A 7,942-nucleotide genomic window follows, 5' to 3' on the forward strand; every position below is an offset into this window, starting at 1 on the left:
TGAATATAATAGCCCCGGCCCGAATCATAGCAAACCTGACAGGTATTTAAGGCCGTTCTGATAGTGCCGTCGCTTGCCTTAACCGCAATTATCTCCATGTTCACGCCATTAAGCGTATAGGGGATAAAGCTGGCTTGGGAAGAGATTTGACTCTTGGTAATATTTATGGCGATGTCTCCATTTTGGGGATTGTTTTTGCTGTCAGCCTTATTGGATTGAGCATTGCCGCTTGGTTGGTTTTCGCGGGGCGCATTGGGGGCCGGTTTGGTGATAGGCTCGGGTTCAGCATTGTTTCCCGCGGAAGTGCTTGTTCTGTCGGGAACGGCTGGATCAGCTGATCCGGGGTTTAAGCCATAAAAAGCTATAACGGCCAGAGATAGCGCCACACATCCCCAAAATACTATTTTGGAAATACTTCCGGTTTTCTTCATTAAAATCCCTCCTGTACTGAAATTGCTTTGACCATTTTATCTGGTAAATGTGCAGATATTGTGAAGACATCATAAGCCGGCCTTAACTAGCTTGCTAAAGCATAAAATATCATTACGTTAACCAGAGCCAGTATAATTACTTGGCCCCAGACGAGAGGGGCCACCCAGGTTGATGATGGGGTTCCGGCTATTATTTCACCCGGATTTCGTTTGCCAAGCCAGCTATTTAGCGCATAAGACACTACAATGAATGCCAAACTGGTTAAATGCGCCGGGGTGACGTCGCCAATGATAGTTGGATTGGTTCTGAAAAACTCCAGCATCAGTCTGATCAGCGCGTAACCGCCCAAATAGTACACGAAGATTTGCCCGGTATATTTTTGCCGGGAGCGCTGGCCCCATAGGAAGACAAAAAGTGCCAGGTCCAGCAGGGCTTCATAGATCTGTACCGGGTGCACCACGAGGCCGTTTACCTCTATACCCCAGGGCCAAATTCCGCTCATGACCTTCCCATATACATCACAACCCACGCGGGCAATTCCCTGTCCCAAAACGGCAGCTGGAGCTATCAGGTCAGCGGTCTTCCAGAAGGGCAATTTAACCTTTTTGGTATACCAAAGTCCGGCCAGTAACGCGCCCAAAATACCTCCATGTATGGAAAGACCCCCTTCATAAAGTTTGAAAATATCGGCCGGGTTGTGCCAGTAGTAAGCAGGTTGGTAGAAAAGAACAAAGAATATACGTGCCCCCAGAACACCGGCCAGCAGTATAACAAGTATTAGGGTAGATAACTTTTCTTCATCCAGAGCGTTTCTTTTGGCCTCTCTAATGGCCAGCAGGTAGGCAGTCAAAGTCCCAACCACGATGGCAAAGCCAAAGGTATATATTGTCAGCGGACCAAACTGAAACAGAATTCTATCCATATCTCGCGGTATCCTTTCTGATCAGGGCTCATTGTTGAATGACGATAGCAGACAAAACAATCCCGCTTCAAGACTATCATCACAGAGTGAAGATATTGTGAAGAAGTATCAGCGCTAAAAAAATTCTCATGGCTTATATTTTAATTTATGTATTCATTGTCAAATCATCGTGCTGCTTGCATCCGCTGTCAAGGATATATTATTATTCATATAAGAAAACTATATGGTATCTGGAGGTCTGGGCTATGAAGATGTCAACCAAAGGTCGTTATGGTTTAAGGGCTATGCTTGATCTGGCGCTAAACTCGGGCGGCGATCATGTTGCTTTAAACACTATAGCTGAACGGCAGGACATTTCCACCAATTATCTGGAGCAGGTATTTTCCACCCTGAGAAAGGCCGGTTTGGTAGTGAGCATAAAAGGGGCTCAGGGAGGATATATGCTGGCCGATAGCTTGAACCGGATTACGGTTGGCCAAATACTTCGAGCCTTGGAAGGGGATCTGGCCGTAGTCGGGGACAAGACCGGCAGTGAAGCGTTAAATCCGGTTGAATATTGTTTGAAGACGCAGGTATGGGATAGGATCAATACGAGCATCGACACAGTCGTTGACAGTATCACTTTGGAGGACTTGTTGATCGAGTATAGGAAAATGCAGGGAGCGGAATCTCTTATGTTTTATATCTGATCAACCTCGTGACTCCACCCATTCAAGATGTGATGCCGGGCAGCACATGGTATAGGTGACCGCAGATCCCTTGGTACATACGCATCCTTTTTGCCGGCAGTAGCTGGGTATGATCGTGATTAATCCTTAGGTCTTCATAAAATCAACACAAAAGCTTTTTAAAATGGAGTCAGTTAGAAAATGTAAGCGGCACGGCTAATGGATGGAGGTAATGGAGTATGGATTGCCATAATCATAATGAACGAAGCTCAGAACATAACCAACCCAATCAAAGTTCTAACCTGCCAAGCCCCAAAACCAATGGGCTAACCTGGTTGCCCTGGTTGCTGGTAATTGTCTTGGCAGGCATGATGGTCTTTTATTATATTGCACCACCGGGGAATGCCGAGGCTGGTTCCAAGAACTTGAGTTGGCTGCCCATATTGATAATGAGTCTGGCCTGCCCTTTAATGATGTTATTCATGCCTGGACATGGCCGAAATGGCGGCGGTGGCTGCTGCCACCCCCAGGAAAACCCCAATGAATCTGATGCCAATAAAGCCCCAAGAAGATAGGACACCACCCACGCCAAGGTTGGGGCAACTTTTGGCCGGGGATAGTTATTCGGTTTAATTGATGCGCAATAATAGCAAGGAATACCCCCCGTTATTAGGGGGGTATTTATTATGAGAAAGCCCTAGCAGCGATTCACAAGAAAGGCTGCCGGAAAATATCCAACAGCCTATAACCATATTACTATTTGAGCCAATATTTCATTAAGTCAGGTTATGCAAGCATCTCCAGCCTATTTCAGCTGGTAGACCATGGTTACCGTGGCGTTTACCTTAAGCTCACCGGGACTGATGGGGACGCTGTTGACTGCCCCTCCCATACCCTTGGCGGAATCCATGGCTATGTTGGCTACATTGGGATATATGGTGGCGTTGTAACCTTCGCTGATGTTCAACAGGTCGCCCAGACTCATCTGGGCTGCACTGGCTATGAGCTGCGCTTTATCATGGCCGCGGGCAATGGCCTTGAGCAGGGCCTCATTTTCCGCCGCATCCAGGTTGGCCTTTTCAAAAGAGACATAATTCACGTTATTGGCCCCTGCCTGAACTGCTCCATCCAATATGGATCCAGCCTTGCTTATATCCTTGACCACTATGGTAATTTCATTTCGAACCTGGTAGCCTATCAGGACGCCGGTTGATCTCGTATTGTAATCGTATTGGGGATAGATGTTAAAACTGCTGGTCTGAATATGGCTTTTGTCAATTCCCATGGTTTGAACGGCAGCTATGACTTTCTGGGTGTTCTGATTATTCTCGCTCTGGGCCAGGGCCAGGTCTTTATTGCTAGTGACCACGCCCAGTGAGATTCTGGCTTGATCCGGGGCTACGGTGGTGGTTCCGGTGGCGGTAACCACCACCACCGGACCGCTATATTGCACTGGAACATCTGCAGCCAGGGCTGGCCCGGCAATAGATAAGACTAATAGACATATAATACCTAAAAAGGCGGTTTTACGGATTCTTTGCTTTAACACCTTGGATGCCCTCCTCTAATTGTAATGAATTGGCTATTACGGCTAATTCCTCAGTACTCAAGTTGCCGCTGACTACTAGTTGATAAAGCTGTTGATCATAATTCATTTCCGACTGGAAAGAGTTGATCAGGACCGTTTTTGGTGGTGAAGGGCCCCCTGATCCTTCTGTCCTGGCGGGGGAAGCGCTTTTTAACAAAAGTTCATCAGATGAACCCGTGATTTCAGCGCTGTTTATTTGATTATCAACCACCGTCAACCTGAGGTTTAATTCCTGTTGTGTTGCCTGGTTTTGATATACAAAGGTAATATCCCGGTCTGAGTTGCTGACAACAGCCTGAAGCGTATACTCAGGCGGCAGGTTGGCCGGATGCAGGGTCGATAACTCCGCCCCACGATTAGGATTGCTAGTATAATTGGGTGATTTCATAATCTGATCAGCGGGGGCTGCGTAGGAAAAAGATCTAGCATCCGGGGCGGGTTGAGAAGCATCTGGCAGCAATGTGTCTTTTGGGGAAACGGGTGTCTGAACATCTTGCACTGCCACCTGGCGGGGTTGACCGGCAGTCTCTTCAACAGGCTCTCCCGCCTGGGGGGTCTCAGTTGCTGGATTTTTTTCCGGGACATTTTCCGGGACATTGTTCAACGCTGCGGGCAAGGTTTCGGTGTGCAAGCCAGCCTGGTCGTTTTGTCCGGCCAGTCTGGAGCTCATGGGATGTTCCAAAAGGGGCAGCGAATACAAGGCCAGGATTAAAACGGCTGCGCTGGCCGCACCCCACCACCACCGAACCTGTTGCGGATGGCGGGAAGCATGAACAGCCAATATACTTGCCGGCCTGTTATTGTACCTTTTCTGGATCAGGGATATAACCTGACCGGTAAATTCAGGCTGCAGGGTCGGAATGATTTCCAAACTCCGCAGCAAATTGCCCTCCCGCCCGGCCGCAGCTACTTTGTCGCGGCAGCTTTCACACTGGTCAAGATGGGCCTGGATGCCGTCCTGCATCTGGGGAGTCAATTGTTTGTCACAGAACTCATAAATGTATTTATCGATTTGCTGACAGTTCATTGTTTATCCCCCTTTCTGCTTGACGGTTTAATAAAATCTTCTGTAAGGCCTTACGGGCGCGGTGTACTTTTACCTCTACATTCTCTTTGCTGATTCCCAGGGTATCTGCTATCTCCTGGTTATCCAGATCCATTTGATACCTTAGAGTGATAACCACCCGGTAATTCTCTGGCAATGCCATGATGGCAGCATCAATCTCGCGATGCATTTCGCGCTGTTCGAACATGGAATGGGGATCGCCCACCTGAATCGAGGCATAGCAATCCATTGGGGCGCTATAGGCCTCGTCAAAATTGACCATAACTACCTTTTTTCGCTTGCGCAAGGCGCTGATACTGGTGTTGGTGGCTATGCGATATATCCAGGGGGCAAACTTCTTATTAGAGTCAAACTGGTACATCTTCTCATAAACAGTCAGAAATACCTCCTGGCTTAAATCCTCGGCTTCCTGCGCATGGCCTATTATACGATAGACGATGGCATAAACCTGATTCTTATATCGATTAACCAGTTCCTCATAAGCTGCTATATCACCGCTCAGAGTCTGCCACGCCAGCATCTCGTCGCTAATCAATAGAATCAGCTCCCCAATCCCGTTCATAAACAATACGCCGTCAATATTTTCAGCTTACACCAATAGGGGGAGGATGTGGGATAAAATTTAGCCATAAGCCCAACCAATTTGTGTTAAACTATTCTATGATTATTTAGGAGGGAAAAACTTGCTTTATCAGCAGGGAAGCTTGGGCAGGATATTTGTGGTTAAGCTGGAACACGGAGACGATCTTCTCCCGGAAGTAAAGCGCCTGGCTGTAAAGACGGGGCTCAAATCCGCCTATCTCTTCATGATTGGCGCCTTGCAGAGTTCCACTATGGTGGTGGGGCCCCGGGAATGTGTGCTGCCCCCGCAGGGAATAGAGACTCACTTGGATGACGGCCGGGAGATCGTGGCCATCGGGACTTTGTTCCCGGATCAGGACAAAGGCGAACCGGTCCTGCATATACATGGCTCCCTGGGGCGCGGAGATACTAGTTTAACAGGCTGTCTGCGGGCGGACAGCAGGGTTTTCCTGGTAGTGGAGATGCTTATCATAGAATTGCTGGGTTTTGATGCCCAAAAAGGCCATGATCCCCTGACCATGATGAAAACCTTATTGTTAAACCGGGTCGACAGCCTATGAGAGTATTAGTAGATGCAGACGCCTGCCCAGTTAAGGATATTATAGAAAAAACCGCCCAGGAATGGAATCTGGAAGTGATTATGTTCTGCAATCCCAACCATTCTATAGAGAGCAGTTATGCCCGGGTAATCATGGTGGACTTCGCCCCCGAAGCAGTGGATCTGGCTATCATCAATCGAACTCGGGCCGGCGATATTGTGGTCACTCAGGACTACGGGCTGGCCTCACTGGTTCTGGCCAAACGGGCCCAAGCCATCCATCCTGACGGCAAAATTTATGACCCGGGGAATATCAACGCCCTGCTCACCCAGCGTTATTTAAACGCCCGAGCCCGCAGGGCAGGAGTACGCATCTCCGGCCCATCCAAACGGAGCCCGGCGCAAGATCAGTGTTTTACCAAAAATTTCATAAAATTGCTTCAAAATACCAGCGATATGAAAGGAGACTAATCATGTCTGACAAATGCAATACCTGTCCATCTGCGGCTGGCTGCAATATCGATGCCAGTTCCTGCGGAGTAGAAAGCCAGCCTAATACACTGATAGGGGCTTTTAACAGCATCCGCAACGTGATCACCGTAATGAGCGGCAAAGGCGGGGTGGGCAAATCATCGGTCACCGGTCTTCTTGCCTTAAGTCTGACTCGTCAGGGCAAAAAGGTGGGGATACTGGATGCCGATATCACCGGACCCAGCCAACCGAAAGCATTTGGCATAAAGGGAAACATTAAGGCGGGAGATTATGGCATGATCCCTCCCCAGAGCCAAAGCGGGATAAAATTGATGTCCATAAATTTCTTTCTCCCCAATGAAGACGACCCCGTAATCTGGAGAGGGCCTATGCTGGCCGGGGCGGTGAAACAGTTCTGGTCCGATGTGGACTGGCGCGATTTGGATTATCTGATCGTAGACCTCCCGCCCGGAACCGGAGACATTCCTTTGACGGTGATGCAATCCCTGCCGGTGAATGGCATAATCATTGTCTCCTCACCACAGGACCTGGCCTTTATGGTGGTGAAGAAGACCATCAAAATGGCGAAAAAGCTGCAGCTGCCTATTGTTGGCCTGATAGAGAATATGAGTCATGCGGTGTGCCCGCATTGTAATGAGAAAATTGAGATCTTCGGCAAGAGTCAGGGCGCCAAAGTTGCCCGTGAGACCGGGGTGGAATTTCTGGGCGGCCTGTCCTGGGATGGGCATTTCAATGCCCTGGTGGATGAAGGAAAAATAGAAGAATACCGTTCACAAGAAATGGATGCCATCGCCGCCCGGGTTATGGAGCAGCTGCCTTAACGGTTAAACGGTTGGGGGTGGGGGATATCAATGAAAATCTATTCATGGAACGTCAATGGCATTCGTTCAGTATTTAACAAAGGCTTTATCGAATGGCTGCAGTCGGAAGCTCCGGATATACTGTGCCTGCAGGAGACCAAGGCCAGCCCTGAGCAACTGCACCAGTCCTTGCTGGAAGTGCCGGGATACAGAAGTTATTGGAATATTGGCGCCAGGAAGGGATACAGTGGGGTGGCCACGTATGTGCGGGAGACTCCGCTGGAATGCCTGGTCAGCACCGGGGTGGAACTCCTCGATGTCGAAGGTCGCCTGATTGTAACCAGGCATCCGCAATTCACCTTATTGAACATATACTTTCCCAATGGGCAGATGAGCAATGAGCGTTTGCAGTATAAGCTGCAGTTCTATGAAGCCTTGATGGATTACTGTGAAGATTTGAAAAAAGCTGAACCCTATTTGACTATCTGCGGGGACTTCAATACCGCGCACCGTGCGATCGACCTCAAGAATCCTAAAAATAATGAGAAGCGCTCGGGTTTTCTGCCCGAAGAAAGGGAAGTCCTGGATCGTTTTTTAGAGCGGGGCTATGTAGACGTTTTCCGCCACCTGTACCCTGAGAAAGTCCAATACTCCTGGTGGGATTACCGCACCCGCGCCCGGGAGCGCAATGCCGGCTGGCGCATTGATTACTTCTATGTCAGCCAGCCCTTGCTCCCCAGGATTACTGATTGTGCCATATTTGATCAGGTCACTGGATCTGACCATTGCCCCATTGCTCTGTACCTAAAATAAGAAAACCAGGGAGAACCAACCCCTGATGCGGCTCACCAACA

General features: G+C 49.0%; 11 protein-coding genes. 6 read left to right on the top strand and 5 right to left on the bottom strand.

Features of this window, described 5'->3' with window-relative positions; genetic code table 11:
* Nucleotides 1-431 (bottom strand): Fe-S-containing protein (locus B3W37_RS16395; RefSeq protein WP_483176461.1); only part of this gene is annotated, 431 nt, incomplete at its 3' end.
* A gap of 86 nt (nucleotides 432-517) precedes the next feature.
* Entirely contained in the window at nucleotides 518-1,354 is an 837-nt protein-coding gene (gene lgt, locus B3W37_RS16400; protein WP_483176462.1) for a prolipoprotein diacylglyceryl transferase, read from the bottom strand.
* Nucleotides 1,355-1,599: 245 nt separating this feature from the next.
* On the opposite strand from lgt, the gene B3W37_RS16405 reads away from it, so the two are divergent.
* Together B3W37_RS16405 and B3W37_RS16410 are read left to right on the top strand one after the other, a co-directional pair.
* Nucleotides 1,600-2,043 carry an RrF2 family transcriptional regulator gene (locus B3W37_RS16405; protein ID WP_483169347.1) on the top strand — a complete coding sequence of 148 codons (444 nt, stop codon included), beginning with the start codon at nucleotides 1,600-1,602 and terminating at the stop codon, nucleotides 2,041-2,043.
* 350 nt (nucleotides 2,044-2,393) lie between these two features.
* Nucleotides 2,394-2,597: a DUF2933 domain-containing protein gene (locus tag B3W37_RS16410; RefSeq protein WP_483169397.1), complete on the top strand. Its 204-nt coding sequence runs from the start codon at nucleotides 2,394-2,396 to the stop codon at nucleotides 2,595-2,597.
* Between the two features lie 230 nt (nucleotides 2,598-2,827).
* Here B3W37_RS16410 and B3W37_RS16415 read toward each other — a convergent pair whose 3' ends face one another.
* From B3W37_RS16415 to B3W37_RS16425, 3 genes are read right to left on the bottom strand one after another with little or no spacing between them, the layout of a single operon-like run.
* A complete protein-coding gene (locus B3W37_RS16415) occupies nucleotides 2,828-3,571 on the bottom strand; it encodes an SIMPL domain-containing protein (protein ID WP_483169348.1) in 744 nt (247 codons plus the stop codon).
* Nucleotides 3,549-4,637, bottom strand: coding sequence for an anti-sigma factor family protein (locus B3W37_RS16420; protein WP_483176463.1), 1,089 nt, complete (start codon nucleotides 4,635-4,637; stop codon nucleotides 3,549-3,551). Before B3W37_RS16420 ends, B3W37_RS16415 begins: the two co-directional genes overlap by 23 nt.
* Nucleotides 4,615-5,238: an RNA polymerase sigma factor gene (locus B3W37_RS16425; RefSeq protein ID WP_483169352.1), complete on the bottom strand. Its 624-nt coding sequence runs from the start codon at nucleotides 5,236-5,238 to the stop codon at nucleotides 4,615-4,617. The genes B3W37_RS16420 and B3W37_RS16425 overlap by 23 nt, the downstream gene beginning before the upstream one ends.
* Before the next feature lie 121 nt (nucleotides 5,239-5,359).
* Between B3W37_RS16425 and B3W37_RS16430 the strand changes: the two genes are divergently transcribed.
* Genes B3W37_RS16430 through B3W37_RS16445 form a run of 4 tightly spaced genes read left to right on the top strand, consistent with a single transcriptional unit; the run spans nucleotide 5,360 to nucleotide 7,901 of the window.
* Nucleotides 5,360-5,818, top strand: a complete 459-nt coding sequence (locus B3W37_RS16430) for a PPC domain-containing DNA-binding protein (RefSeq protein WP_483176464.1) — start codon at nucleotides 5,360-5,362, stop codon at nucleotides 5,816-5,818.
* On the top strand, nucleotides 5,815-6,267 hold the full coding sequence (locus tag B3W37_RS16435; RefSeq protein ID WP_483176465.1) for a YaiI/YqxD family protein: 453 nt from the start codon (nucleotides 5,815-5,817) through the stop codon (nucleotides 6,265-6,267). Before B3W37_RS16430 ends, B3W37_RS16435 begins: the two co-directional genes overlap by 4 nt.
* A 2-nt stretch (nucleotides 6,268-6,269) precedes the next feature.
* Nucleotides 6,270-7,109, top strand: coding sequence for an Mrp/NBP35 family ATP-binding protein (locus tag B3W37_RS16440; protein WP_483176466.1), 840 nt, complete (start codon nucleotides 6,270-6,272; stop codon nucleotides 7,107-7,109).
* Nucleotides 7,110-7,139: 30 nt separating this feature from the next.
* Entirely contained in the window at nucleotides 7,140-7,901 is a 762-nt protein-coding gene (locus B3W37_RS16445; RefSeq protein WP_483176467.1) for an exodeoxyribonuclease III, read from the top strand.
* Nucleotides 7,902-7,942 lie beyond the last annotated feature (41 nt).

The sequence above is a fragment of the Syntrophomonas sp. UBA5494 genome (genome assembly GCF_002426325.1).

Excerpts from the sequence above, each read along its gene's own strand:
- lgt (WP_483176462.1), bottom strand. The coding sequence starts at position 1,354 with ATGGATAGAATTCTGTTTCAGTTTGGTCCGCTGACAATATATACCTTT.
- B3W37_RS16405 (WP_483169347.1), top strand. The coding sequence starts at position 1,600 with ATGAAGATGTCAACCAAAGGTCGTTATGGTTTAAGGGCTATGCTTGAT.
- B3W37_RS16410 (WP_483169397.1), top strand. The coding sequence starts at position 2,394 with ATGGTCTTTTATTATATTGCACCACCGGGGAATGCCGAGGCTGGTTCC.
- B3W37_RS16420 (WP_483176463.1), bottom strand. The coding sequence starts at position 4,637 with ATGAACTGTCAGCAAATCGATAAATACATTTATGAGTTCTGTGACAAA.
- B3W37_RS16425 (WP_483169352.1), bottom strand. The coding sequence starts at position 5,238 with ATGAACGGGATTGGGGAGCTGATTCTATTGATTAGCGACGAGATGCTG.
- B3W37_RS16435 (WP_483176465.1), top strand. The coding sequence starts at position 5,815 with ATGAGAGTATTAGTAGATGCAGACGCCTGCCCAGTTAAGGATATTATA.
- B3W37_RS16440 (WP_483176466.1), top strand. The coding sequence starts at position 6,270 with ATGTCTGACAAATGCAATACCTGTCCATCTGCGGCTGGCTGCAATATC.
- B3W37_RS16445 (WP_483176467.1), top strand. The coding sequence starts at position 7,140 with ATGAAAATCTATTCATGGAACGTCAATGGCATTCGTTCAGTATTTAAC.